Annotated in this window: 24 protein-coding genes, 5 tRNA genes and 1 other RNA gene; 18 read left to right on the top strand and 12 right to left on the bottom strand. The window is 64.0% G+C overall.

What is annotated here, in order from left to right:
• Positions 1-75 precede the first annotated feature (75 nt).
• The 4 genes from CAPP_RS00450 to hisC all read right to left on the bottom strand — a co-directional run bounded on the left by CAPP_RS00450 (position 76) and on the right by hisC (position 2,740).
• Positions 76-459, bottom strand: a complete 384-nt coding sequence (locus CAPP_RS00450; RefSeq protein WP_076598185.1) for a phage holin family protein — start codon at positions 457-459, stop codon at positions 76-78.
• A gap of 72 nt (positions 460-531) precedes the next feature.
• Positions 532-960 carry a hypothetical protein gene (locus CAPP_RS00455; RefSeq protein ID WP_076598184.1) on the bottom strand — a complete coding sequence of 143 codons (429 nt, stop codon included), beginning with the start codon at positions 958-960 and terminating at the stop codon, positions 532-534.
• A gap of 116 nt (positions 961-1,076) precedes the next feature.
• Positions 1,077-1,739, bottom strand: coding sequence for a trypsin-like serine protease (locus CAPP_RS00460; protein WP_076598183.1), 663 nt, complete (start codon positions 1,737-1,739; stop codon positions 1,077-1,079).
• Positions 1,715-2,740: a histidinol-phosphate transaminase gene (hisC, locus tag CAPP_RS00465; RefSeq protein ID WP_076598182.1), complete on the bottom strand. Its 1,026-nt coding sequence runs from the start codon at positions 2,738-2,740 to the stop codon at positions 1,715-1,717. The genes CAPP_RS00460 and hisC overlap by 25 nt, the downstream gene beginning before the upstream one ends.
• Positions 2,741-2,817: 77 nt before the next feature.
• Here hisC and CAPP_RS00470 point away from each other — a divergent pair.
• The 4 genes from CAPP_RS00470 (at position 2,818) to CAPP_RS00485 (ending at position 4,630) form a co-directional block, all read left to right on the top strand.
• A tRNA-Ser gene (locus CAPP_RS00470) sits at positions 2,818-2,907 on the top strand.
• Between the two features lies 1 nt (position 2,908).
• Positions 2,909-2,984: transfer RNA gene (locus CAPP_RS00475), tRNA-Arg, on the top strand.
• Between the two features lie 149 nt (positions 2,985-3,133).
• Positions 3,134-4,495, top strand: a complete 1,362-nt coding sequence (gene mgtE, locus CAPP_RS00480) for a magnesium transporter (protein WP_076598181.1) — start codon at positions 3,134-3,136, stop codon at positions 4,493-4,495.
• A 59-nt stretch (positions 4,496-4,554) separates the two neighbouring features.
• Positions 4,555-4,630, top strand: a tRNA-Arg gene (locus CAPP_RS00485).
• A gap of 118 nt (positions 4,631-4,748) precedes the next feature.
• Here CAPP_RS00485 and CAPP_RS00490 read toward each other — a convergent pair.
• The 4 genes from CAPP_RS00490 to CAPP_RS00505 all read right to left on the bottom strand — a co-directional run bounded on the left by CAPP_RS00490 (position 4,749) and on the right by CAPP_RS00505 (position 9,211).
• Positions 4,749-5,654, bottom strand: a complete 906-nt coding sequence (locus CAPP_RS00490; RefSeq protein WP_076598180.1) for a glycine betaine ABC transporter substrate-binding protein — start codon at positions 5,652-5,654, stop codon at positions 4,749-4,751.
• A 203-nt stretch (positions 5,655-5,857) separates the two neighbouring features.
• On the bottom strand, positions 5,858-6,739 hold the full coding sequence (locus CAPP_RS00495; protein ID WP_076598179.1) for an ABC transporter permease: 882 nt from the start codon (positions 6,737-6,739) through the stop codon (positions 5,858-5,860).
• Entirely contained in the window at positions 6,739-8,004 is a 1,266-nt protein-coding gene (locus CAPP_RS00500) for a quaternary amine ABC transporter ATP-binding protein (protein ID WP_076598347.1), read from the bottom strand. Before CAPP_RS00500 ends, CAPP_RS00495 begins: the two co-directional genes overlap by 1 nt.
• Positions 8,005-8,152: 148 nt before the next feature.
• Positions 8,153-9,211, bottom strand: coding sequence for a prephenate dehydrogenase (locus CAPP_RS00505; RefSeq protein ID WP_076598178.1), 1,059 nt, complete (start codon positions 9,209-9,211; stop codon positions 8,153-8,155).
• 57 nt (positions 9,212-9,268) lie between these two features.
• Here CAPP_RS00505 and CAPP_RS00510 point away from each other — a divergent pair, with 57 nt between their 5' ends.
• From CAPP_RS00510 to CAPP_RS00545, 8 genes are all read left to right on the top strand, one after another.
• Positions 9,269-9,793 carry a tRNA adenosine deaminase-associated protein gene (locus CAPP_RS00510; RefSeq protein ID WP_076598177.1) on the top strand — a complete coding sequence of 175 codons (525 nt, stop codon included), beginning with the start codon at positions 9,269-9,271 and terminating at the stop codon, positions 9,791-9,793.
• 7 nt (positions 9,794-9,800) lie between these two features.
• On the top strand, positions 9,801-10,262 hold the full coding sequence (locus tag CAPP_RS00515; RefSeq protein WP_076598176.1) for a nucleoside deaminase: 462 nt from the start codon (positions 9,801-9,803) through the stop codon (positions 10,260-10,262).
• Positions 10,263-10,367: 105 nt separating this feature from the next.
• A complete protein-coding gene (locus tag CAPP_RS00520; protein ID WP_076598175.1) occupies positions 10,368-10,580 on the top strand; it encodes a CsbD family protein in 213 nt (70 codons plus the stop codon).
• Positions 10,581-10,658: 78 nt separating this feature from the next.
• Positions 10,659-10,746: transfer RNA gene (locus tag CAPP_RS00525), tRNA-Ser, on the top strand.
• 95 nt (positions 10,747-10,841) lie between these two features.
• Positions 10,842-13,271 (top strand): MMPL family transporter, encoded by a 2,430-nt coding sequence (locus CAPP_RS00530; protein WP_076598174.1) that lies wholly within the window; start codon positions 10,842-10,844, stop codon positions 13,269-13,271.
• On the top strand, positions 13,268-14,542 hold the full coding sequence (gene tgt / locus CAPP_RS00535; protein WP_076598173.1) for a tRNA guanosine(34) transglycosylase Tgt: 1,275 nt from the start codon (positions 13,268-13,270) through the stop codon (positions 14,540-14,542). The genes CAPP_RS00530 and tgt overlap by 4 nt, the downstream gene beginning before the upstream one ends.
• A gap of 41 nt (positions 14,543-14,583) precedes the next feature.
• Positions 14,584-14,823 (top strand): type II toxin-antitoxin system Phd/YefM family antitoxin, encoded by a 240-nt coding sequence (locus CAPP_RS00540; protein ID WP_076598172.1) that lies wholly within the window; start codon positions 14,584-14,586, stop codon positions 14,821-14,823.
• Complete coding sequence (locus tag CAPP_RS00545) at positions 14,820-15,239, top strand: type II toxin-antitoxin system VapC family toxin (protein WP_076598171.1); 420 nt, start codon at positions 14,820-14,822, stop codon at positions 15,237-15,239. The genes CAPP_RS00540 and CAPP_RS00545 overlap by 4 nt, the downstream gene beginning before the upstream one ends.
• Here the strand turns inward: CAPP_RS00545 and CAPP_RS00550 are convergent.
• A complete protein-coding gene (locus CAPP_RS00550) occupies positions 15,236-15,910 on the bottom strand; it encodes a queuosine precursor transporter (RefSeq protein ID WP_143313806.1) in 675 nt (224 codons plus the stop codon). The genes CAPP_RS00545 and CAPP_RS00550 overlap by 4 nt on opposite strands.
• A 19-nt stretch (positions 15,911-15,929) precedes the next feature.
• Here CAPP_RS00550 and gluQRS point away from each other — a divergent pair, with 19 nt between their 5' ends.
• A complete protein-coding gene (gluQRS, locus tag CAPP_RS00555; protein WP_076598169.1) occupies positions 15,930-16,847 on the top strand; it encodes a tRNA glutamyl-Q(34) synthetase GluQRS in 918 nt (305 codons plus the stop codon).
• 42 nt (positions 16,848-16,889) lie between these two features.
• On the opposite strand, the gene CAPP_RS00560 is transcribed toward gluQRS, so the two are convergent.
• Positions 16,890-16,975 (bottom strand) — tRNA-Ser (locus tag CAPP_RS00560).
• A gap of 158 nt (positions 16,976-17,133) precedes the next feature.
• Between CAPP_RS00560 and ffs the strand changes: the two genes are divergently transcribed.
• From ffs to CAPP_RS00575, 3 genes are all read left to right on the top strand, one after another.
• Positions 17,134-17,230, top strand: an RNA gene (gene ffs, locus CAPP_RS00565) — signal recognition particle sRNA small type.
• Positions 17,231-17,320: 90 nt separating this feature from the next.
• Positions 17,321-18,592, top strand: coding sequence for an aspartate aminotransferase type Ic (locus CAPP_RS00570; RefSeq protein WP_076598168.1), 1,272 nt, complete (start codon positions 17,321-17,323; stop codon positions 18,590-18,592).
• On the top strand, positions 18,592-19,161 hold the full coding sequence (locus tag CAPP_RS00575) for a hypothetical protein (protein ID WP_076598167.1): 570 nt from the start codon (positions 18,592-18,594) through the stop codon (positions 19,159-19,161). Before CAPP_RS00570 ends, CAPP_RS00575 begins: the two co-directional genes overlap by 1 nt.
• A 15-nt stretch (positions 19,162-19,176) precedes the next feature.
• On the opposite strand, the gene CAPP_RS00580 is transcribed toward CAPP_RS00575, so the two are convergent.
• On the bottom strand, positions 19,177-19,821 hold the full coding sequence (locus CAPP_RS00580; RefSeq protein ID WP_076598166.1) for a response regulator transcription factor: 645 nt from the start codon (positions 19,819-19,821) through the stop codon (positions 19,177-19,179).
• Complete coding sequence (locus CAPP_RS00585) at positions 19,818-20,495, bottom strand: sensor histidine kinase (protein ID WP_076598165.1); 678 nt, start codon at positions 20,493-20,495, stop codon at positions 19,818-19,820. Before CAPP_RS00585 ends, CAPP_RS00580 begins: the two co-directional genes overlap by 4 nt.
• A 91-nt stretch (positions 20,496-20,586) precedes the next feature.
• On the opposite strand from CAPP_RS00585, the gene CAPP_RS00590 reads away from it, so the two are divergent.
• Entirely contained in the window at positions 20,587-21,267 is a 681-nt protein-coding gene (locus CAPP_RS00590) for an ABC transporter ATP-binding protein (protein WP_076598164.1), read from the top strand.
• The gene (locus CAPP_RS00595; RefSeq protein WP_076598163.1) at positions 21,264-22,658 is read left to right on the top strand and encodes an FtsX-like permease family protein; all 1,395 of its coding nucleotides are present in this window, start codon (positions 21,264-21,266) and stop codon (positions 22,656-22,658) included. The genes CAPP_RS00590 and CAPP_RS00595 overlap by 4 nt, the downstream gene beginning before the upstream one ends.
• The last annotated feature ends 229 nt before the right edge of the window (positions 22,659-22,887 follow it).

The raw sequence follows: 22,887 nt of genomic DNA on the forward strand, positions 1-22,887 counted from the left end.
AAAATCCCGCCTCCACGGTGGGATGCCGTGGAAGCGGGGTGGTGACGCGCGGAGCGGATCCGGCAGCGGGCTGGCTTAGTTCTTGGCCCTGTCGCCGGACAGGCCGGTGGCATTGAAGATCGCCTCGACGATCCAGGTGGCGATCGCCATGACGATCGCGCCGACGAATGCGGCCCAGAAACCGCTGATGTCCAGGCCGTTGCCCAGCCCGTCGGAAATCCAGCCGACGATGGAGAACAGCAGTGTGTTCACCAGCAGGGAGAACAGGCCCAGCGTGATGATGGTCAGTGGAAGGCTGATCGTCTTCACGATCGGGGAGATGAAGGCGTTGACGAACATGAAGACCAGTGCGACCCAAATGAAGGCGCCGACACCGCCAAGAATTTCGACGCCCGGGACGATCAGGGTGACCAGCCACAGCGCAATGGCGGTCATGACGACATCAAGGACAAAACGCATGATGAGCTCTCCTACGTAATTTCTAGGTTAAAACTCTTATTACTTACGCTTTCAATTTACGCGATAAGTCAATCACTGTTCAAAGAGCTCGTGGATGATGTGGAATTGGCGGTCGCCGGGGACGTCGATAAGCGCGCTTTGAGCTTGTCGACGCGCGGGCCCGCTCTTCGCGGCAACCACGCGCACCGCGTCGAGGCCGAGCGGGTGGGTTGCCTCGACCGTCGCGCTGGCACCGTCGGTGTAGGAGAGCTGCTGCGGGTCAAGTGCGGAGTCGATGTCGATGTCCGCCTCGCCGACGAGGACGCCGAGGAGAAGGGTGTCTTCGCTGAGCTGCGGGATTGCGCGCGGGGTGAGGTAAAACGTCGTGCTGAGTGCGCTGTCTGCGGCGAGGTCGGATGCGGGCACCGGCGCCCACGCGATCCACGACGAGACATTCTCGCGTGTCGGTGCGGCGCCGTCGCCTGTGGCGAAACCGGAGGTGAGGGAGTAGTTGAGTTTCATGCCCGCAATCCTAGCGTTTTCTAATCAGCCAGCTTTTTGCCCAGCTCGATTCCCCAGAGCGGTGCGGAAGGTGAATTTACGCATGGGAAAAAATCCTTTCGGTGTGTTTGGTGTGTTTAGAGTCCAGCTGTGGCGAGGAGATTCTCCGGCAAGAACGTCAGAGCGGAGTACTCGCCGTTCCCGCCGTTGAGGATGCCTGCGAGGCAACCGGCATCGGTGACAACGGGAGCTCCGGAGTCACCGCGTTCGGATTCGTTGTTGGTGAGCACGTACTCGACCGGGTGCTCTTCACCGAACGCGTTGGCCTCCTTCTGGACCGGCTCGGAAACCACGGTGCCTGTTTGTTCGCCGGAGAAAGCTCCGTCCATGATCACGGCATCGGTGGGTTCCGGAGTTTCGGCGCAGGCGAAGGCTGTGGAATCAGGGAGAGAGTTAACATCGTAGCTGTCGGCAATTTCGATTAACGCGATGTCGATGCCTTTGTTATCGACAAGATAGTTGTCGGTGATTGTGCCGAGAACCCTGTCGCCGTCGCGCACCTCAGCGCCTTCAGGCCCACAGTGACCGGCAGTGACCGCGACGTCCCCGGAGAGGAAGGTCACGGAGCACTTATTCACCGTTTCACCGTCTGCATGGGTGGTGATGACAGGGGTCTCGCTTGCAGCTGACTCCTGCGGATTGAAGATGAAGAATCCTGCGCCGGCAGTGGCCGCAGTGGCAGTGGCGCAAAAAGGGGAGCCTAAGAATAGGCTAATTACGTGCGGGAAATCGCATTCCACGCTGACAGGAATTCTTCAGCGTCGTCACGGTTGGTCACAGTGACGCGCAAACCCTCGGGGAAGGCGCGGACAAGGATTCCACGGTTTGCCAGCTGCTGGGCAAGATCGGCGGCGTCCACACCCGGCAGCCACACGAAGTTAGCTTGGGAGCGTAGGGCGCCGATGCCGTCGGCGACCTCGTCGCGTGCGTCGATGGTGTCCTCGACACGGGCGAGCAGCTCCTCGGAGTGCTCGAGGGATGCGATCGCGCCAGCCTGCGCGACAGCGCTGACCTGGAAGGGAATGCCCATCTTGTCCAGCGCCTCGATGAGGTCGGGGGCGCCGAAGGCGTAGCCGATGCGGGCGCCGGCCAAGCCGTAGGCCTTGGAGAAGGTGCGCAGGCACACCAGGTTCGGGTAATCGCGGAACACGCTGCAGCCCTCGACCGCATCCGGGTCGCGGTTGTACTCCACATAGGCCTCGTCCAGCGCCACGGTCACGTGCTCGGGCACGCGGTCCATGAACGCGGTGAATTCGGAGCGGGTGATCACCTGACCGCTCGGATTGTTGGGGGAGCAGAGGAAGATCAGGGAGGTGGAATCGTCGATAAGCGAAAGCATGCCCTCGAGGTCGTGCTTGCCGTCGGCAAGGAGCGGGACTGGGCGTGCTTCTGTGCCCACGACCTGGCAAAAGATCGGGTACGCCTCGAAGCTGCGCCACGGGAAGATGACGTTGTTCTCCGGTGTCGACGTCGCTTGCACGAGCTGCTGGCACAGCGCGGACGAGCCGCAGCCGACCGTGACGTTTTCCGGCTCGACGCCCAGGTGGCGGGCGATCGCGCGGCGCAGCGACACCGAGCCCATGTCCGGGTACCTGTTCGCCCCGCGCGCGGCCGCGACCATCGCTTCCACCGCCGACGGCAACGGGCCCTGCGGAGCCTCGTTCGAGGACAGCTTGAGCGCGTCCGGGTCGCTCTTGCCCGGGACGTAGGACGGAATGTCGGCGAGGTCGCGGCGAATCATGCTTTAAGAGTCTATTCCCACCGGCACCCAGGTTTTTGTCCGGCTGCCCTGTTGTGGGTAGTGTGTAACAAGGCTATGGAGATGTGCCAGAGTGGCCGATTGGGGCTCCCTGCTAAGGAGTTGACCTTTCACGAGGTCCGCAGGTTCAAATCCTGTCATCTCCGCCATGCGCCCGTAGCTCAACGGATAGAGCATCTGACTACGGATCAGAAGGTTGGGGGTTCGAATCCCTCCGGGCGCACCACTTTTTCGCTGGTCAGAGGATTTTCTGGTTGGCGATTTTCTGTTGCTGCGGCCCACTACCGTTAAGCCCGCGTCGCGGAGCCACCTATCTATTACGCTCGCAGGTGACTTATGGCCCCGCGGGGAGTGGGATGAGAGAAAGAGGTCGCTATGACGACGGCTGAACAGCAGGACGCCTTGTTTGAGCTGGAAAAGCTCGTGGAATCGCGGATCCGCCGGGACCGCGCGGAGGAGATTTCGGGCTTGCTCGCCGAAGCCGAGCTGAGCGACATCATTCGGCTTATCGAGCACTCCCCGGTCAAGCGCGGCGCCGTGCTGTTCCGCCTCCTTCCGCCCGAGCGTGCGGGCGCGGTGTTCGACGCGCTGGATCCGCGCCACCAAGCGGACATGGTGCGCGCACTGGGCAGCGACAGCGTGGGCGCGTTTTTCGAGGAGATGGGTGCGGAGGACCGCGTCATGCTTCTCGACGAGCTCCCCGGGCGCGTCGCCGAACGCCTCCTCAAAGAGCTGGGCGAAAAGGACAAGCAGAATACCGACGCGGTTCTGGGGTACGAGAAGGGGACTGTCGGCCGCGTGATGTCCCCGGAAATCCCGGAGATCTACGGAAGCATGACCGCGCACGAGGTGCGCGAGCTGCTGCGCCGCGAGCACGAGGACTTGGAGACGCTCTACACCCTCCCGGTGATCGACCGCGACCGGCAGCTGACTGGCATCGTGAAAATGCGCCGGCTCTTCCTCGCCGAACGGGACACGCTGGTGGCTGACTTACTCGAGGACACACCGTCAGTGGTGGCCAGCGCGGATGCGGAGGAGACCGCACGCTGGTTCCTGCCGCTCGCTCTCCTGGCTATTCCCGTGGTCGATTCGGGCAACCGGCTGGTGGGCATTTTCACCTTTGATGAGGCGCAGCACGTCGTTGAGAGCGAGGACTCGGAGGATAGCGCCCGCCAGGGCGGCTCGGAGGCGCTCAAGCAGCCGTACCTGTCCACCCCGCTGACCAACCTGGTGAAGTCGCGCATCGTGTGGCTTCTCGTGCTCGCGGTTTCTGCGATCCTCACCGTCCAGGTCCTCGACATCTTCGAGGAGAAAATGCAGCAAGCCGTCGTGCTATCCCTCTTTATTCCGCTGCTCACAGGCACGGGCGGCAACACGGGCAATCAGGCGGCCACGACAGTCACGCGAGCACTCGCGCTTGGCGACGTCAAGAAATCCGACGTCCTCAAAGTCATGTGGCGCGAAGTCCGGGTGGGGTTGATGCTCGGCGCTGTGCTCGGCGCGCTCGGTTTCGCGTTGGCGACCCTGGTCTACGGACTGGATATCGGGATGGTGATCGGATTGACCATGCTATCTATCTGCACCATGTCGGCGACAGTGGGCGGCGCGATGCCGATCGTGGCCAAGACCGTCGGGGCGGATCCGGCGGTGTTTTCCAACCCATTCATCTCCACGTTCTGCGATGCGACCGGCCTCATCATTTACTTCCTCATTGCCACCTCGATCTTGGGCCTGTGACCTGCTGATTTTGCCTGCTGTTCACCGTGGTGTACCGTTACATCTCGTTGCCAAAACAGGCGCCCGTAGCTCAACGGATAGAGCATCTGACTACGGATCAGAAGGTTGGGGGTTCGAATCCCTCCGGGCGCACCAATAGAAATAGGGCCCTACCTGGCGTTTCAGGTAGGGCCCTCAGTATTTCCCTGCCCGCCCCGTGGCGACGCGGAGGGCGCAGTGGGGCAGGGGGCCGGGTGGCTAGGAACTCAGAAGACTAGCTCTCCAGGTCCTTGACGATGTCGGGATTCTCGTTGAGCCAAGCCTCGATAGCCTCCGGCTCCTTGCCCTCGCCGTACTCGTTGACGACGGTGTCCTCGAGGGAGCCGTACTCGTCGTCGGAAAGCTTCAGGCCCTCGAGCCACTTGGCGACCTCGGGGTTCTCCTCGGTGAAGCCATCGCGTGCCAGCCAGTGCAGGGACTCCGGCTCGCCGAGCGCGCCCTTCGGGTCCTCCAGGTCCTTGACCGGGAACTTGGAGTTCGCCCAGAACGGACGCCACAGGGTGACGACGATGTCCTTTTCGCCGTCCACCGCGGTCTGCAGCTCGGAGAGCATCGCCGGGGTGGACGAGGTGGACAGGGAGTAGCCGTCGGCATCCAGGCCGTACTCGCTGATGGTCTCTTCCGAAGCCTTGGTGAGGCCCGCGCCCGGCTCGATTCCGACGACCTTGCCGCCGAAGTCGTCTGCCTTGCCCTTGAGGTCCTCAATGGAGTTGATGTCTTCCATGTACTCCGGGACAGCCCAGGTCAAAATCGCATTGTCGTAGTACGCGCCGAGATCCTCAATGTCGTCGGAGTACTTATCCATGTACTGCGCGTGAGTCTTTTCGGACCATGCTGACGGGTAGATATCGATGTCGCCCTTGGCCAGGCCGGCGTAGAGGACGGCGGCGTCGGTAAGCGTCTCGTGCTCGACGTTGTAGCCCGCTGCCTCAAGCTTGTTCTCCAGCAGGTACGCGGTGGACAGGCCGTCAGTCCAGGACGGGAGGTAGCCCAGGGTGATCGTGCCCTTGTCTCCGTCGCCGCCCTCGCCGGAGGCGCTGTCGCCGGAGTCGGAGCATGCCGTCAGCCCGAAGATGAGCGTGGCGGCAGACAGCGTAGCTAGCGTTTTACGGATGGTCATTGAAAGTAAGTCCCTTCTTCGACTGTGTAAGACGGAATCTCCGTGTCTTCCCCGCACCTGCCAGCAAAGGGCGGCGCCGCCTCACCCCGAGTGACTCAGCGGTGAAGCGGCGCGCATTTTCCAGCGGATGTGGGGTTATTCCACCAATTGTAGAGAAAATTCCAATCTTAAGCCAAGGAAAATTCCAGCTAAAGGCTCTTCTATTAGCCCTTACGGTTGCGGATCTGCGACAGCAGAGACGACTTATATGCGTTCAGATCGCCCAATGCGGCGGTTAGGCGGTCGAGGTAAACAGCCAGGATGACCACGGCCAGACCTGCTTCGACACCCTGGGCGACATCCAGCGTCGAGATCGCGGCGGTGACTTCTTTACCCAAGCCGTCGGCGCCGACCATGCCGGCGATGACAGCCATGGACAGCGAGAGCATGATGACCTGGTTGATGCCGGCCATGATCGTAGGCACAGCCAACGGCAGCTGGATGCCACGGAGAATCTGCCACGGGGTCGCGCCGTAGGAGCGGCCGGCCTCGACAGTCTCCTTGTCCACCTGGCGGATACCAAGCTCCGTCATGCGCACGCCCGGGGGCAACGCGAAGATGATGGTGGAGAACACGCCCGGCACGACACCGATGGAGAAGAAAGTCACGGCCGGAATCAGGTAGACGAACGCCGGCATTGTCTGCATGAAGTCCATGATCGGCCGGACGATCTTGCTGACCGTCTCGGATTTCGCGGCCCAGATACCCAGCGGGATCGCCAGGATCACCGCGGTCAGGGTGGACACGAGCACAAGTGACATGGTCTGCAGCATGGTCTCCCATTGCCGCATGCCCATCACCAGCAAGAAGCCGAGCAGTGCGCCCAGGGCCAGACGCCAGGAGCGGATGAACCAGGCGATGAGCACCAGGACGGCCAGCAGGATGAAGACCGGAATGGATAGCAGTATGTCGGAAAAGCCCTCGACGAGGAGGGTCATGACGGTGCTGAACGCGTCGAAAAGCCAAGTGGCGTTATCTGTGAGCCAATCGATGCCGTCGCTGACCCAGTCGCCGACGTTGATGCGGGGAATCAAGGTCTGGTCCATTACTCGTTCACCTCAATGCTCGTGGTGTTTCCAGTGGTTTCAGCGCGGGCAGCGTCGTCGTCGGCCACGGTGGTCGTGGCTGTGTCGCTGCTCTCGGTGGCCGCGGCGGACAGTAGCGTCACGCGGGGGACGACTCCGCAGAACCTACCGGCGTCGTCCGTGACCACGATCGGGGTCGGGGAGTCTGCGGAGAGCTGGAACAGCTCGTGGAGGGGAGTGTCTTTGTGGACGGTGTGGGTGGCCGGGCCGTCGTTAAGCGGAAGTGCGTCCTCGCTGTTGCGCACGGCGCGGGCGACGGCGTCTTCCCACACCACGCCCGCGGGCGTGCGGTCGCGGTTGAGCACGACGAGCCACGGGTTCTGCGTCTCGCGCAGGAGTTTCTGCGCGGCAAGCGGGCCGTGGCCTGCGCCGAGGGTCTCCTTCGGCTGCTCGACGATGTTGTCGGCGGTGAGCACGCGCGAGCGGTCGACGTCTTTGACGAAGTCGGCGACGAAGTTATTCGCCGGATTCTGGAGGATTTCTTCGGCAGTGCCGATCTGCTCGATGCGGCCGGACCGCATCATCGCGATGCGGTCGCCGATGCGCATAGCCTCGTTGAGGTCGTGGGTGATGAACAAAATGGTCTTGTTCAGTTTGCCCTGCAGCTCGATGAGCTGATCCTGCATGTCCTTGCGGATCAACGGGTCGAGCGCGGAAAACGCCTCGTCCATGAGCAGAACGTCAGTGTCTGCGGCGAGCGCGCGGGCGAGGCCCACGCGCTGCTGCATGCCGCCGGAAAGCTCGCCCGGCATATAGTCGGCCCACCCGTCGAGGTCGACCATGCGCAGCGCCTCGTGTGCCTTCTCCTCGCGCTCGGCCTTGGGCACGCCCTTGATCTCCAGACCGTAAGCCGCGTTCTGCAGCACCGTGCGGTGGGGGAGCAGCGCGAAATGCTGGAAGACCATGGAGATTTTGTCGCGTCGCAGCTCGCGCAGCTGGGATTCGGACATCTCCGTCAGAGGAGTGCCGTCGATCTCGAGAGTGCCTCCGGAGGCGGGCAGGAGCCCGTTGACCATGCGGATGAGCGTGGACTTGCCGCAGCCGGACAGGCCCATGATGACGAAAATCTCGCCGGGTTCTACGTCGAAAGAGGCGTCGATGACGGCAGCTGTACTGCCTTTTTCCATTAGTTCTTCGCGGCTCGCGCCGTTTTCGAGAGCGGCGATCGCTTTCTTCGGATCCTTGCCGAAGACTTTATAGAGCCCCCGAGCTGAAATCGTTGTCATGCAGACCTCCAGATAAACCACACTGAAAATTCAGGTTCTTCAGGCAGTTCATCTTTGCACAAGCTCCACCCAGTGGCGAGCTAGGTACGGGGAGGTCACTGCATGCCCCGCTGTCTGATTGGCGACATCGCCCGAGGTCAAACAGGGATTAGAACACGTCTATGCGCCCGCCGAGCGACTCGGTCTGCCGTAGGGCTTTCACCCAGCCGTGCGCGCCGAGCTGTATGCGCATGACGGGCCGCGACGAGATCTTGATGGGGGAGACCGACTCGGCGCGGGCACCCTTGCGCGCACCCATGCGGGTCACGGCGCGGTAGCCGGCGCCGACGAGCTGTTCCAGGTCGGGTTCGGGCGCGGCTAAGGAGGCGCGCGCGTCCTGCAGCAGCGGGATGATCTCGTCCAAGGTCTTCACCACGGCATCGGCGTTGGTCTCGCACATGGCGCGGACCAGTTGCGGCTCGGTGCCGGCCACTCGCGTCGCGCCGCGGAAGGAGCCGGCGGCCAGGGACTGGGCGAGTGTGCCGCCGCGGTCGCCGACGACGGCAAGGGCCTCGGCCAAAACGTGCGGGAGGTGCGACACGCGAGCGACGGCCTCGTCGTGCTTGTCCACGGACACCGGGACGGCTTCCGCACCGCAGACGCGCGCGAGCTCGCAGACCTGACCGAAGATATCCACCCAGTCCGCGGACACGCGGCGTCCGGCGTCCTCGCACTCCTTGGCGTAGTCGTAGGTGATCGCCCAGGCGGCGCGGGTGAACAGCCCGACGCGCGACGCACCCCAGCCGGAGTCCTCGGTGCCCGACATGGGGTGGCCGCCGACGTAACGTTCCCGCATGCCGCGGGCCCGCACCAGTTCGTCGACGGGCTTTTTCACGCTGACCACATCGGTGATGCCGCAGTTTGGCGCATACATCGCGATTGAGTCGAGCACATCCTCCACCGCGTGCATTGGAACGGCGATCACGATGAGAGCGTGGTCGGAGGAGGCGCGGGAGAGCACACGCGACAGGTCGTCGGAGACATCGAAGCCTTCGCGCGCGGCATCGCGCATGCCGGAGCGGGAGTGCGTATAGCCGTAGACCGGCGCACCAGCGGCGTCAAGGTCGCGCATGATGGATCCGCCGATGAGCCCCAGCCCGATAATGCAGGTCGTGGGCAGGGGACGCCGTGCCCCGACGCGCGCACTGGACCCCTGGCTACCTGACATACGGTGTTGCTCGTTCACGCCGACAAGCTTTCCACAACGCGAGTAGTCTGACTAGGCATGAACGACGGACATGCGGAAGCCAGCTCGGGCGGGGGGTACGACGGAGCCTTCGATGACGGCTACGCGGTCACTGTGGCCAGGCGCGACGGAGAATGGGTCGTCGCGGAATTCGACGATGACTTCGAGAATCTAGATACCTCTATAGGTGCGGTCCGCGGCCTCCGCAGCGAGGGTGCGGCGTTCGCGCTTATCAATGTCGAGGAGGAGTACCTCGTCATCGTGCGCCCCGGCCCGTCGCGCACGCGCGTGCTCATCTCCGATGCGACGATGGCGGTCGATGACGATTTCGCGGCAGAGGTCCTGGACACCGCCGGCATCGACATCCCCGACATCGACCCGGACGAGCTGGACAACATCGACGGTTGGGCCGACGGCGACTTCCGGATCCTCGAGGACGTGGGTGTAAGCGAGGAGGTCATGAGCGTGCTTATCGACGACTCCGCCGCCGACCCGTCTGATGTCATCGACCGGATCGCCGACGAGCTCGGTTTCATCGACGAGCTCGACCGGGCGTTGAATTAGCCCCGTCATGAGCCAGCTCGAACAACGCGCCGAACAGCGGATGCGCCGCGCCATCGAGGTCGCCCGCACCACGCCGGAGGCGGATATCCCCGTCGGCGCTGTCATATACGGTCCCGACGGGAGGCAGCTGGCTACCGGCACCAACCGCCGCGAGACGGACCAGGACCCGGCCGGGCACGCGGAGATCGTCGCAACGCGCGAAGCGGCGCGCGCCCTGGGCACCTGGCGGCTCGACGGCTGCGAGCTCGTGGTCACCCTCGAACCGTGCACGATGTGCGCCGGTGCCATTTTGGGCGCGCGCATGAAAAGCGTCGTCTTCGGTGCGTACGAGCCCAAGACGGGAGCCGTCGGATCGCTTATCGACGTCCTCCGCGACCCGCCCCACATCCACACCGTCGAGGTGCGCGGCGGTGTCCTGGAGGCTGAAACCGCTGCTCTCATGACCGGGTTTTTCGATCGTTTGCGCTGATCGGCGGTGCGCGTTGGGGATTGACATTGAATCGTTACCCAACCGTCGCCTCGGATTCTCTAGCATGGGCCAAGTAAGCGAAAGCAACTTAGAAGGAGACAGATCATGGCTGATCTCAACGGCAAGCTGGACCAGGTCAAGGGCGACGCTAAGGAAGCTCTGGGCAACGTTACCGATAACGAGTCCCTGGAGAACGAGGGCAAGGCTGACCAGCTCTCCGGTGGTGTGAAGGACAAGCTGAACGAGGCGGGCGACGCTATCAAGGACGAGGCCAACGAGGTCGCTGGCAAGATCCAGGACGCACGCGACGAGAACTAAACCGTCGCTCCCCGGCGGCTTCGGCCCGGGGGCCTAGGAATTTGGTTCCCCGGCGGCGCTACCGCTACTCTGTTCTGCGGTAGCGTGTCCGAGCGGCCGAAGGTACTCGCCTCGAAAGCGAGTGAGGGTAAAACCTCCGCGGGTTCAAATCCCGCCGCTACCGCCACTTTCACGAAGTTCGTGGTTTGGGTAAAATTCGGCGAAATGTCGCCGTGCTCATTGCCCAAACCACGAACTTTTTGTTTTTAGGAAAGGATTCCCGTGGCGAAGTTCCTCTACCGGCTCGGCAAATGGTCATTCCTGAATAAATGGAAGGTCATCGTCGCCTGGCTGCTGCTCTTCGCCGCCGGTGTGGGCGGCGCGCTGACGCTATCGAAGCCGCTGTCATCCGACTTCGCCATTTCCGGAACACCGTCGATCGACGCACTCGAGTCCCTCGGCGAGAATTTCCCCGGGATCAGCGACCCGGTCCAGGCCCCTTCGGTGAACCTGGTGTTCAAAGCTCCCGAGGGCCAGCGCCTCGACGATAAGGCGAATATGGCCGCGATCGACGAGACAGTCGCGTATATCGAGGACAACCTGCCCGAGATGGGCGGCAAAGACCGCTTAGGCAATCCCGTCACCGTCTCGAAGGAACAGACGGAACAGATCGTCTCCCAGATGACGGAGATGGGACTGCCCGAGGAGCGCGCCCAGGCGGATGCCGACAATGTGCGCCTGCTGTCTGAGGATGCGCGCATCGGCTACACCACTTTCGAATTCGGCGCGGAAACCTCCATGCAGGTCACTGATGAGGAACGCGCCGTGGTCAACGAGGCGCTCGATCTCGGCCGCTCGAAGGGACTGCAGGTGGAGGCCGGCGGTCCGGGCTTCGGCGATCCCATCGAGATCAAGACGACCAGTGAGATCATCGGCATCGCCGTGGCGTTTGTGGTCATGCTGGTCACCTTCGGCTCCCTCGTCGCCGCCGGCATGCCGGTGATCACCGCCGTGATTGGCGTGGGACTGGGAACTTTCCTCATTCTCATGGCCACCCGTTTCACGGAGCTCAATGAGGTCACCCCGGTCATGGCCGTCATGATCGGCTTGGCTGTGGGCATCGACTACGCCCTGTTCATCCTCTCGCGCTACAAGCAGGAGCGCCGTCGCCTGCCGGGCGCGGAGGCCGCCGGCCTCGCTGTCGGTACTGCTGGCTCGTCGGTCGTGTTCGCCGGCACCACCGTGTTCACTGCGCTTGTCGCGCTGGTGCTCGCCCGCATCGAATTCCTCTCCTGGATGGGCCTGTCCGCCGCGGCGACCGTGGCTATCGCCGTGGCCGTGGCCATCACGCTGCTACCGGCACTGATGGGTCTGCTCGGCGACAAAATCTTCGGGGGCACAATCCCCGGTGTGGCAGGCAATCCCGGCCCCGGCGACCGCCCGGGCAAGGACCTGAACACCCGCTCTCTCGGCCGCGCCTGGGTGAACACCGTGCGCCGAACTCCCGCACTGGTCATGGCCGTCGTCGTGGTCCTGCTTGGAGTGTGCTCGCTGCCGGTGCTGCAGATGGAAATGTCCCTGCCGTCGGATTCCAACGGCGATACCGACACCACCCAGCGCAAGTCCGCCGACCTCATGGCGGAGGGCTTCGGCGCAGGCGTCAACGCGCCATTCTTGCTCGTGGTCGACGCACACGACGTCAACCCGGATACGCAGGCGCTCGCCCCGTACATGAACTCCATCCCGGATGAGGCGGTGGAGGGAGCAGGGGACGCCGATAAGCAAAAGGCGGCGTTGTCCTCCTTCATGTACGCGATGGAGCGCGCGGGCACCGTGACCGGCGTGCGTCACGCGCAGCTGGTCGGCGTCAACGACGATTTCACCGCCGCGCAGATCCTGGCGACCCCGAAGGGCGGGCCCGACGACCAATTGACGGTGGATACCGCGCACGCGCTGCGCGAAATGGACGCCGAGATTGAGGACGCCACCGGCACCGACGTCGGCTTGACCGGCTTCACCGCCGTGCAGATGGACATCACGGAAGAGCTCGCCGACGCGATGCCGCTGTACCTTGGAATCGTGGTGGGCTTGGCGGTCCTGCTGCTCATCATCGTTTTCCGCTCCATCCTCGTGCCGCTCGTCGCGGGCCTCGGCTTCCTGCTGTCCGTCGGTGCTGCTTTCGGCGCGACCGTCGAAGTTTTCCAAAACGGCCTGACCGGCCTGGTGAACACGCCTGGGCCGATCCTGTCCTTCCTGCCGATCCTGCTGATCGGCGTCACCTTCGGCCTGGCGATGGACTACCAAGTCTTCCTGGTCACCCGCATGCGCGAGCAGTACACGCGGCTGCGCCGCCGGGACGACGATCCGGAGGCGGTCCTCGACGCCGTCGAAGAATCCACCGTCGAAGGCTTCGTCCAAGGCGCGCGCGTGGTCACCGCCGCCGCCATCATCATGATCGCGGTCTTCGTCGCGTTCATCGACCAACCCCTGCCGTTCATCAAGATCTTCGGCTTCGCGCTCGGCGCCGCCGTGCTTTTCGATGCCTTCTTCGTCCGCATGGCCCTCGTCCCCGCCACCATGTTCATCCTGGGCACCACCACCTGGTGGATGCCGAAATGGCTCGACCGCATCCTGCCCAACCTGGACATCGAGGGCGAGGAGCTGGAGCGCGAATTCGAGCCCGAGTCTGACAAGGAGCACGTCCCCTCATGACCGACACATCTGGTACCGGTTCCCGCGTCGACCTCAGCTTCGAGGTGGGCACCCGCCTCGAGGAGGCCCCGGGCCGCCACGGCCGCACCGGCGTGATCCACACCCCGCACGGCGACATCCAGACGCCCGCGTTCATCCCGGTAGCCACCAAGGCGACGGTGAAAACGCTCACCCCGGAGCAGATCCGTCAGACGGGCGCGCAGGCCATCCTGTCCAACGCGTACCACCTCTATCTCCAGCCCGGCCCCGACATCGTGGACGAGGCCGGGGGAGTGGCCGCCTTCGAGAACTGGCACGGCCCCACCTACACCGACTCCGGCGGGTTCCAGGTCATGAGCCTGGGCGTCGGCTTCAAGAAGGTCCTGGCCATGGACGTCGCCGGACTCACCGACGAGGACATCCGCGCCGCCAACAAGGACCGCATGGCGCGTGTCGACGACGACGGTGTCGACTTCAAGTCCTTCATCGACGGCTCCTCCCACCGCTTCACACCGGAGGTGTCCATGCAGATACAGCACCAGCTCGGCGCCGACATCATGTTCGCCTTCGACGAGCTGACCACGCTCGTGGATACCCGCGCCTACCAGGAGCATTCCGTCGAGCGAACCCGCCAGTGGGCACGTCGATGCCTCATCGAGCACGATCGCTTATCGACGGCCCGCCCCCACAAACCCCTCCAATCCCTCTGGGGCGTGGTGCAGGGCGCCCAGTACGAGGACCTGCGCCGCCAGGCCACCCGTGGACTGATCGCCCTGGACGAGGAAGCCCGCGCCGAAGGCCGCCGCGGTTTCGGAGGTTTCGGCATCGGCGGAGCCCTGGAGAAGGAGAACCTGGGCACCATCGTCGGCTGGGTCACCGACGAGCTGCCGGAGGACAAGCCCCGCCACCTGCTGGGCATTTCCGAGCCCGACGACCTGTTCACCGCCATCGAGGCCGGTGCCGACACCTTCGACTGCGTCGCCCCGACCCGCCTCGGCCGCCGCGGCGGGGTGTACACCTTGGACGGCCGCATGAACCTCATGGCCGCCCGCTTCCGCCGCGATTTCTCCGGCGTGGACGAGGAATTCGGCGGCTATGTCTCCGAGAACTACTCCCGCGCCTATATCCACCACCTGCTGCGCGCGAAGGAATTCCTCGCCGGCACCCTGTGCACCCTGCACAACCTCGAGTTCATGGTGCGCCTGGTGGACAATATCCGCGCCGCGATCGACGCCGGTGACTACGAGGCTTACCGCGACGAGTTCCTCGGGCGCTATTACGCGGGGCACTGAAACGTCCTAGGATGTAGGTATGTACCTACAGGAGGTGTGGGATGACAACGCTGAGCGCCCGGGAATTCAACCGCGATGTCAGCGCCGCTAAGCGCGCTGCTCTTGATGGGCCAGTGGTGATCACTGACCGCGGCCGCGCATCGCATGTGCTGTTGTCGGCGGAGCGTTACGAGGAGCTCGTGGCGAACACATCTAATTGGGCGAGTCGCCTCCACATGGACGAGGACATCGAATTTGAACCGGCCCGCATGGAATTCGGTCTGAGGAATCCGGAGCTATGAGTTTCCTGCTGGACACCAACGTGGTCAGCGAGCTTCGAAAGCCCGCCTCGAAAGTCAATCCCGGAGTGTTGGCCTGGTCGACAAAACACCCGCTTGTCGAGCAATTTCTCTCGGCCGTCACCATCTTCGAGCTTGAGCTGGGGGTGTCGCTGAAGGAACGCCGCGATCCAGTGCAAGGCGCGAAGCTGCGGGCGTGGATCGAAGATCAGGTGAAACCGTCCTTCGAAGGGCGGGTACTACCGCTTGATGCTGCGGTTGCTGCGCATGCGGCTCGCCTGCACGTGGATGATCCCCGCCCTCTGGCGGATTCTTTCATCGCGGCAACAGCGCAGTTGCATGGTCTCGCTGTTGTGACCCGGAATGAGCGTGACTTCATCCCATTCCGGGTACCGTGCATCAACCCCTGGTCGGATTAAGCCGTCACCGCGCTCGCGCGCTCCTCGGCGCGGCGCACGGCGGCAATCGTCGGGTAGGTGACCGGCAGCAGGACGACCTCCATGAGGGTCTTCCACAGGAACCCGACGATGACGTAGTTCACGAATGCGCCGACGGAGTCGATACCGATCACGCCGGCGGCGATGGAGCAGAACAGCAGGGTATCGGCGAATTCGCCCACAACCGTCGAACCGATCAGGCGCGCCCACAGACGGTCGGTGCCGAAGCGGTCCTTCATTTTCTGCAGCACCCACGCGTTGAGCAGTTGGCCCACGACGTAACCGGTCAGTGACGCCAAGATGATGCGCGGCAGCAGCCCCAGCACGGCGGCGAAGGTGTCTTGCATGTCGTAGAAGCTGGCGGCGGGCAGCCAGATCGCGATGTAGAAGGACAGCACCGCGAGCACGGCGATACCGAAACCGGTGAACACAGCACGGCGGGCGGCTTTGAAGCCGTAGACTTCGGCGATCACGTCGCCGATGACGTACGAGATGGGGAAGAGGAAGAACGCGCCGTCGGTGACGAGTGGCCCGAGCTCGACGCCCTTCTGCGCGGTGATATTTGAGATGAGGAAGACTGCGCAGAACACCGCAAGCAGGTACGGGTACGGCGAGCGCGCGATGGGGTGCGGGTGGGAGATGGGGTTCGACATGCGCAATATCATTGCACATATGTCTCATTCACAATCCGCAGCTGGCCGATATGCACCGAGTCCGAGTGGGGATCTCCACTTCGGCAATTTGCGCACGGCGGTGCTTGCGTGGTTGTTTGCGCGCCAGTCGGGCCGCAAGTTCTACATACGCGTGGAGGACATTGATTCGGAGCGTTCCAGCATGGAATCGGCCCGGCGCCAGCTGGAGGATCTCGCGACGCTGGGCATTGAGTGGGATGAGCCGGTCATCTACCAGCATGAACGCGGTGATGCGTACGCGGCGGCGTTGGAGCAGCTCGACACGTATGAATGTTATTGCTCACGCCGCGATATCCGGGAGGCGGCGTCCGCACCTCACGCCCAGCCAGGCATGTATCCAGGCACGTGCCGCGACCTCACGGAAGAGGAGCGCGCTTATCGACGTTCCCAGCTCGCCACCGAAGGCCGCCTCCCCGCCATCCGTCTGCGTGCGCTTGACCTTAAGTGGACCGTGTCCGACTACTACAAAGGCGAGTTCACCGGCCCAGTCGACGACGTGATTCTCAAACGCGGCGGGAACATGAACCAAGCACAAGCGGGGGATTGGGCGTACAACCTCGCTGTGGTTGTCGACGACGGCGCCCAGAATATCGACCAGATCGTCCGCGGCGACGACCTTCTCGGTTCCGCACCCGCGCAGGCGTACCTCGCCGACCAACTCGGGCTGCCCCAGCCGAAGTACATTCATGTTCCGCTTGTCGTTAATGCCCAAGGAAATCGGTTAGCCAAGCGTGACGGTGCTGTCACGTTGCGGGACATGTTGGCTCGCCGAACAATCACAGAAATCATTGGGCAACTCGCCTCCTCGGTCGGCGTGGAGGGCGCGACTAGCGCGGATGAGTTGATGCGGAAGTTCGAGCCAGACATGCTTTCTGGCGAGCAATTTTTGTGGGCATGACGAAAAATCTCCCAGCCCTTGAGTGTGGGCTGGGAGACATTGCGGAGGATGTGGGATTTGAACCCACGAGGGTCGTGAAACCCGCACGCGTTCCAGGCGTGTGACATAGGCCGCTAGTCGAATCCTCCAGCGACGTCACCGTTGTGCAAGGGCAAGCCCCGGCGCAACGCGTCGAGGCACTACTTTAGCGGATAGAGGGGGAGGGACAAAATTGGTGGTGGGAGGGGGCGTCGATACGCGAAAAGCGCGGTTTTTGAACTGCTTGCCGCAAGCTACTAAACTTGCCCGCAGGATCCCACGTGGTGCATATCTTGTGAACTCCCCCAGGGCGGGAACGCAGCAAGGGTCAGCGAGCTCTGGCAGGTGCGTGGGGTCCCTTTATTTTGCCCGGATCCGCTGGGGGCTATGGGTGCAGGGCGCATGTAGTCTGGGCGACGTAGAAAGTCCACTCCTTCGAAGGAAGTGATCCCACAATGTCCCTGCTCAATCTGGACCCCGCTGCCCGTGAGGAACTCGCGGCGAAGGTGCGCGAGGAATATGAAACCCTCAAGGCCCGCAACCTGGACTTGGACCTAACGCGCGGGAAACCGTCGTCGGAGCAGCTGGACCTCAGCAACGAGCTGCTAGAGCTGCCGGGCAGGGACAACTACGTGGATGCTGCGGGCGCGGATGTGCGCAATTACGGCAACCTCAAGGGCATTAAGGACATCCGGGAGATCTGGGCCGAGCTCATCGGCGTGTCGGTAGACAATCTGTACGCGGAGGATTCCTCCTCGCTGAACATCATGTTCGACCTGATCAGCTGGTCGTTCATCTTCGGCAACAACGATTCGGAGCGCCCGTGGCGCGAAGAGGAGACCGTCAAGTGGATCTGTCCGGTGCCGGGCTACGACCGTCACTTCGCTATCGCTGAGAAGCTCGGCTTCGAGATGGTCTCTGTGCCCATGCTGGAAGACGGCCCGGATGCGGACGCCGTCGCCGAGCTGGTCAAGGACCCGGCGGTGAAAGGCATGTGGGTCGTGCCGATGTTCGCCAACCCGTCCGGCGTGACAGCGACGGAGGAAGTCGCGCGTGCGCTCGCCACGATGGAGACCGCGGCGCCCGACTTCCGCATTGTGTGGGATAACGCCTACGCCGTGCACACCTTCACCGAGGACTTCCCGGCCATCGTCGACGTGCTCGGCATCGCGGAGGAGGCGGGCAACGCGAACCGTTTCTGGGTGATGAGCTCCACCTCCAAGATCACGCACGCGGGCGCGGGCGTGGCCTTCTTCGCGTCCTCGACGGAGAACCTGGACTGGTACGCCTCCATCGCAGGTATCCGCGGCATCGGCCCGAATAAGGTCAACCAGCTGGCGCACGCGAAGTTCTTCGGCGACGCCGACGGCGTGCGCGCGCTGATGCAGAAGCACGCGCAGATCCTCAAGCCGAAATTCGACGCGGTCCTGGAGATCCTCGAGAACCGTCTCGGCGAGTACGAGGTCGCGCGCTGGACCACCCCGGCCGGCGGCTACTTCATTTCCCTCGACGTCATCGACGGCACCGCCCACCGCGTGTGGGAGCTCGCCCGAGAGGCCGGCATCACCCTGACCAAGGCCGGTTCCGCTTTCCCGAAGGGGGAGGACCCGAACGACCGCAACATCCGTCTCGCGCCGTCGCTTCCGCCTATCGACGAAGTGCGCACCGCCATGGACGGCGTGGCCACCTGCGTGCTCCTCGCGGCACTGGAGAAGCTCGAGGGCTAGTGACACCGCAGGAGACACACGCCTGGCTCACCGACGTTCTGGGTCCCATGGACCTTCTCGACGTTAACGGGATGGCCATCGGGGTCGCACCGGTGATTCCGGCGACGGTCAGCGTTGGGTTCAGCGGGATCGACAGCGGCCTCGTCGTCGACGATCCCGAAACGGATGGCACCGGCGCTGCTCCCGTAACGGAGGTGCGCTGCGAGATCATCTGCGCCGCTGACGGTGCGACCCCGCAGCAGCCTGTCATGGCCGTTGCGGGTGCATGGAACACGCTGGTCACTGCGGGCATTCCGGGGCAGCCGGGCACTGCGCTTCCGGGGTTGGTGAACGACCCGGCGCTCACCGTCCACCACGGTCTGCTGCGCGAGCCGCAGATCTTCGACCGCGGCACGCCGCTGGTCAATGAGCCCGCCACCGACGACGCCCCGGCACGCATGACGCTGCTGCTGGAGCTGGTGCTGCTCACCGACGACGAGTACGAGATCGCGTCAGAGCAGGGCATCGATGTGTTGGAGCGCCGCATGCACCGTCGTCAGACTAGCCTCGGAAACTGGAGCCGCGACTAAGGCCACCACAGGCCGTTAGGTGATCCCCCGCTCGGAGAGGTACATCAGGATCGCGCGGACGCGGCGGTTCTCCTCGTCGGGGGTCAGCCCCAGCTTGGAGAAGATGCTGGACACATGCTTGGCCACCGCGGCGCCGGAGAAGTAAAGCTTTTCCGCGATCTCGGCATTGGACAGACCCTCCGCCATGAGCTCGAGGACCTCGCGTTCGCGCGGGGTGAGCGCGGTCAGCCACTGGGAACTGGCGGCCATGAGCTCGCCCGCCACATCCGGGTCGATGACCACGCCGCCGCTGGCCACGGTCTCGCATGCCTGGACGAAGTCTTTCACCTCCGCAACGCGGTCTTTGAGCAGGTAGCCGGTGCCGCCGTCGCCGCCGGAGAACAGCTCTCGGGCGTACGCGGGCGCGACATACTGCGACAGCACGAGCACATTCACGGGGCCGTTCTCACGCAACTTCAAGGCAGCTTGCAGGCCGTCGTCGCGCATGGCGGGAGGCATGCGCACATCAGTGATCACGAGGTCGGGTGCATGCTTATCGACGGCCCCCGGGAGCACCTCCGCATCCCCCACCTGCCCGACCACCTCGTGGCCGCGCCGGATGAGCAGACCTGCGACGCCTTCGCGCAGCAGGGCGGAATCGTCGGCTATCACGATCTTCATTGAGCTAACCCGCTTTCTCCTCGGTACAGCAGCAACGGTATCCGCGCAGCGATGGTCGTTGGGCCGCCGTTGGGTGAATTCACTTCGATTCCGCCCCCGAAAGCGGCGATCCGCTCCCGCATGCCGTCGAGTCCGCCACCGGGCATGAAGCGCGCGCCGCCGTCGCCGGAGTCGGTCACCGCGACATTCAGCGTGTGGTCGCTGGTTATCAGCACGCTGACGGGAGCGCCCGGCGCGTGCTTCGCGGCATTGGTCAGGGCTTCGGAGGTGAAGAAATAGGCGGCGGCGAGGACGGAGTCGTCGATAAGCGGAAGCGGGTGCGGCGCGCGGACCGTCACATGCGGACCGTACTGCGCGGCTGCTGTTTCGACTGCCTCGACCAGCCCGCGGTCGGTCAGCTCGCGCGGGTGGATGCCGCGCACGGTGCGGCGCAGGGCGTCGAGGCCGTTCTTGAGGTCGCGGGCGGCGGCGTCGAGAAGCGGCGAGTCTGTTTCAAGCTGTGCTTCGCCGAGCTTCATCGCCGCCGCCACGAAATATTGCTGCGCGCCGTCGTGGAGGTCGCGTTCGATGCGCAGCCGCTCGACTTCGTACGCCTCCGCGATCTTGCGCCGCGAGGCTGTCAGCTCGTGGATCGCCCGCGCGGCCTCGGCTTCGTGGTTCTTCTTCCGCCACATGATTGAGAGGGTAGCGGGGTAGTGCTGGCACTACCCGTATTCGGGAGCCCGCGCCATGGTGCCCGCGCGCGGCACGCGGTGAAATGGAACCATGCTTGAACTCAACGACATCACCAAATCATTCACCCAGCAGCGGGTCCTCGAAGGAATCAGCCTGAATATCGGCCCCGGCGAGTCCGTCGCCATCATGGGCCCGTCCGGCTCCGGCAAGTCGACGCTGCTCCACTGCATGTCGGGAGTGCTCGTCCCCGACCACGGCGAGGTCCGCTTCAACGGGCGCGACATCGCATCGCTTCACGACGCCGCCCGCTCCCAACTCCGCCTCGACCACTTCGGCTTCATCTTCCAGGACGGCCAGCTCATGCCCGAGTTGACCGCGAAGGAGAATGTGGCGCTGCCGCAGATCATGCGGGGTGAGTCCCGCTCGAAGGCCCACGCGGAGGCGACGGACATGCTCACCCGGCTCGGCCTCGGCGCCTTTGTGGACCGCTTCCCGGGCCAGCTCTCCGGCGGGCAGGGCCAACGCGTCGCCATCGCCCGCGCACTGGCGGGCCCGCCGTCCGTGGTCTTCGCCGACGAGCCCACCGCCGCACTCGACCAGGCCACCGGGCACGAGGTGATGCAGCAGATCACCGCCGTGGCCAAGAAATTCGGTGTGACGCTCGTCCTGGTCACCCACGACCCGAAGATCGCGCAGTGGTGCGACCGCCGGATCGAGATCCGCGACGGCCTCATCCACACCGAGGGCACCGCGAAGGGAGTCCCGGCATGAGCGCAGTGACCTTACTGAACGCCGCCCAGTCCTCCTCCAGCGAGGGCCGCGCGCAACGCCAGACTGGCGAACGCTGGGTCCGCGCCCTGTCGCTCGTGGCGTTCGCCGTGTCCACCTGGATCCTGTGCACGCTGGCCGCCGGCACGTGGATGTTCGCGCAGCGCCACTGGCACCCGCACGACCGCCTCATTGAAGTGCAGGAGAACGCAGGCGGACCTTTGTCCATGCCCTATATCTTCCTCGCCCTCTTCGCGTCATTGCTTGTGATTCCCACCCTGCTCGGCCTGCTCACCCAAGCCGCGCGTGCGAATCTCGGTGGCCGCGAAGAGCAGCTGGCCATCCTGCGCCTGATCGGCGCCACCCCCGGACAGGTGCGCGGCATGATGATTCTCGACGCCCTTCGCCAGGCCCTCGTCGGCCTTGGCATCGGCACCGTTTTGTACCTGGTCAGCGTGCCGGCATGGTCGCTGCTGTCGTTCCAGGAGAAGCGCATCGGCACCTGGGAAATGCTCACATGGTGGGTCGTGCCCGTCGCTTGGGTTGTTGTCCTCGCCCTTGCCGCCGCATCCGTGTGGCTGGCTCTGCGACGGGTCGCCGTCACCCCGCTGGGCGTGACCAAGAAGGTGCCGCCGAAGGGACAAAGCGTGATCACATTGGTCATTTCGCTTGTGGCCGCTATTTTCCTGTACCGCTACCTGAACACGCTGTCCATCGCACCGGAAGCCGATGCCACCGAGTTCTTCGTGATGCTCGTCGTTGTCGCCGGCGTGCTGATGGTCAATGCTCTCATCGCCGTCGGCGTGATCCAGTTGATCGCCCGCGTCAGTTACCTGCTCCCCGGTTCTGCCAACTACGTGGCCACCCGCCGCGTCGGCCGCGGGGTGAGGACCACTTGGAAGCGCGTCGCCGCGCTGTACTTCGTCGCGTTCATCGCGGGTGCTGGCAGCGGGTTCTCCGCTGTCCCGCAGATCGAGGATGATCCGGCCCTGAAGATGGTCACCGCCGACATTCCCTCCGGCGTGGCCATCACCGCTGTCTTCGGTGCCGTTCTGCTTATCGCATCCACGCTGCTTACCCAGGCGTTGGCTGTGGTGGAGCAAAAGCAGCTGACCAAGTCCCTCTACTTCATCGGCGCGCCCGCGAAGTTCCACACGTCCGTGGCCATCCGCGAGGTTGGAATCCCGATGGCTCTGGTGACCCTAATGGGCTTCGGCATGGGCAGCATGATGGGACTAGCGATGGTCATCGCATCTGTCGACGCACTCCTGCTGCAGCACGCCCTCTTCGCCGCGCTGATCGTGCTGGCGCTCGCCGGCTGCGTCGCCGCCGTCTCCGCCACCGGCAAGCTTCGCGAGCGGGTGCTTTCCGAGACCGGCCGGCTCAATGACTAGTGCTTCGCTACTGCGCATGGACTGATCTTCATGGACTAAACCGCATGGACTGTGTGAATTTTCGGCTGAATCAAAAGAGACTGCTCGGCCACACGGTTGATGCAGGTTAGTCCATGCGGGGGAGTTCATGGGGAGTCATGGCGCGATCACCGTATGATCCAGCGCCGTGACTTCGCGGGTAGAGGCTGCAGCCTTCTCATTCGTCCGTTCCGTGTGGTCCCTAAGCGTC

This window comes from Corynebacterium appendicis CIP 107643 (genome assembly GCF_030408415.1).
In the GTDB taxonomy this organism is placed as follows: Bacteria; Actinomycetota; Actinomycetes; order Mycobacteriales; family Mycobacteriaceae; genus Corynebacterium; species Corynebacterium appendicis.

Coding starts and splice junctions, on each gene's coding strand:
- CAPP_RS00490 (WP_076598180.1), bottom strand. CDS start 5,654: ATGACCATCCGTAAAACGCTAGCTACGCTGTCTGCCGCCACGCTCATC.
- CAPP_RS00450 (WP_076598185.1), bottom strand. CDS start 459: ATGCGTTTTGTCCTTGATGTCGTCATGACCGCCATTGCGCTGTGGCTG.
- CAPP_RS00590 (WP_076598164.1), top strand. CDS start 20,587: ATGCTTGAACTCAACGACATCACCAAATCATTCACCCAGCAGCGGGTC.
- CAPP_RS00540 (WP_076598172.1), top strand. CDS start 14,584: ATGACAACGCTGAGCGCCCGGGAATTCAACCGCGATGTCAGCGCCGCT.
- CAPP_RS00585 (WP_076598165.1), bottom strand. CDS start 20,495: ATGTGGCGGAAGAAGAACCACGAAGCCGAGGCCGCGCGGGCGATCCAC.
- CAPP_RS00520 (WP_076598175.1), top strand. CDS start 10,368: ATGGCTGATCTCAACGGCAAGCTGGACCAGGTCAAGGGCGACGCTAAG.
- CAPP_RS00500 (WP_076598347.1), bottom strand. CDS start 8,004: ATGACAACGATTTCAGCTCGGGGGCTCTATAAAGTCTTCGGCAAGGAT.
- hisC (WP_076598182.1), bottom strand. CDS start 2,740: ATGATTCGCCGCGACCTCGCCGACATTCCGTCCTACGTCCCGGGCAAG.
- tgt (WP_076598173.1), top strand. CDS start 13,268: ATGACCGACACATCTGGTACCGGTTCCCGCGTCGACCTCAGCTTCGAG.
- CAPP_RS00495 (WP_076598179.1), bottom strand. CDS start 6,739: ATGGACCAGACCTTGATTCCCCGCATCAACGTCGGCGACTGGGTCAGC.
- CAPP_RS00505 (WP_076598178.1), bottom strand. CDS start 9,211: ATGTCAGGTAGCCAGGGGTCCAGTGCGCGCGTCGGGGCACGGCGTCCC.
- gluQRS (WP_076598169.1), top strand. CDS start 15,930: ATGTCTCATTCACAATCCGCAGCTGGCCGATATGCACCGAGTCCGAGT.
- CAPP_RS00550 (WP_143313806.1), bottom strand. CDS start 15,910: ATGTCGAACCCCATCTCCCACCCGCACCCCATCGCGCGCTCGCCGTAC.
- CAPP_RS00580 (WP_076598166.1), bottom strand. CDS start 19,821: ATGAAGATCGTGATAGCCGACGATTCCGCCCTGCTGCGCGAAGGCGTC.
- CAPP_RS00510 (WP_076598177.1), top strand. CDS start 9,269: ATGAACGACGGACATGCGGAAGCCAGCTCGGGCGGGGGGTACGACGGA.
- CAPP_RS00545 (WP_076598171.1), top strand. CDS start 14,820: ATGAGTTTCCTGCTGGACACCAACGTGGTCAGCGAGCTTCGAAAGCCC.
- CAPP_RS00595 (WP_076598163.1), top strand. CDS start 21,264: ATGAGCGCAGTGACCTTACTGAACGCCGCCCAGTCCTCCTCCAGCGAG.
- mgtE (WP_076598181.1), top strand. CDS start 3,134: ATGACGACGGCTGAACAGCAGGACGCCTTGTTTGAGCTGGAAAAGCTC.
- CAPP_RS00455 (WP_076598184.1), bottom strand. CDS start 960: ATGAAACTCAACTACTCCCTCACCTCCGGTTTCGCCACAGGCGACGGC.
- CAPP_RS00515 (WP_076598176.1), top strand. CDS start 9,801: ATGAGCCAGCTCGAACAACGCGCCGAACAGCGGATGCGCCGCGCCATC.
- CAPP_RS00570 (WP_076598168.1), top strand. CDS start 17,321: ATGTCCCTGCTCAATCTGGACCCCGCTGCCCGTGAGGAACTCGCGGCG.